The sequence below is a fragment of the Burkholderia sp. MSMB1078WGS genome (assembly GCF_001528895.1).
In the GTDB taxonomy this organism is placed as follows: domain Bacteria; phylum Pseudomonadota; class Gammaproteobacteria; order Burkholderiales; family Burkholderiaceae; genus Burkholderia.
This window is the reverse complement of sequence record NZ_LPDI01000103.1, coordinates 1-737: the sequence shown is the minus strand read 5'-3', so window position 1 is coordinate 737 and position 737 is coordinate 1. Positions and strand designations below refer to the sequence as shown.

Genomic DNA, 737 nt, shown 5'->3' with positions numbered 1-737 from the left:
AACGTGTCGCAACTGAAGTCGTCGGGTCTGCTCGACCAGGACGGCAAGGCGCTGGCCGCGGTGACGTACGACAAGAATGCGGACGGTACGCCGAAGTACACGTCGGCGACGCTGGCAGGCGTTGGCGGCACGACGCTGTCGAACGTGAAGGCCGGCAAGGCCGACATGGACGCGGTGAACGTGTCGCAACTGAAGTCGTCGGGTCTGCTCGACCAGGACGGCAAGGCGCTGGCCGCGGTGACGTACGACAAGAACGCGGACGGTACGCCGAAGTACACGTCGGCGACGCTGGCAGGCGTTGGCGGTACGACGCTGTCGAACGTGAAGGCCGGCAAGGCCGACATGGACGCGGTGAACGTGTCGCAACTGAAGTTGTCGGGTCTGGTCGATAAGGACGGCAAGGCACTGGCCGCAGTGACGTACGACAAGAACGCGGACGGTACGCCGAAGTACACGTCGGCGACGCTGGCGGGCGTAGGCGGCACGACGCTGTCGAACGTGAAGGCCGGCAAGGCCGACATGGACGCGGTGAACGTGTCGCAACTGAAGTCGTCAGGTCTGCTCGACCAGGACGGCAAGGCGCTGGCCGCGGTGACGTACGACAAGAACGCGGACGGTACGCCGAAGTACACGTCGGCGACGCTGGCAGGCGTTGGCGGTACGACGCTGTCGAACGTGAAGGCCGGCAAGGCCGACATGGACGCGGTGAACGTGTCGCAACTGAAGTCGTCGGGTCT

General features: G+C 65.1%; 1 pseudogene. It reads left to right on the top strand.

Features of this window, described 5'->3' with window-relative positions:
* Nucleotides 1-737: pseudogene (locus tag WT24_RS28975) on the top strand (hypothetical protein); the annotation flags it as partial.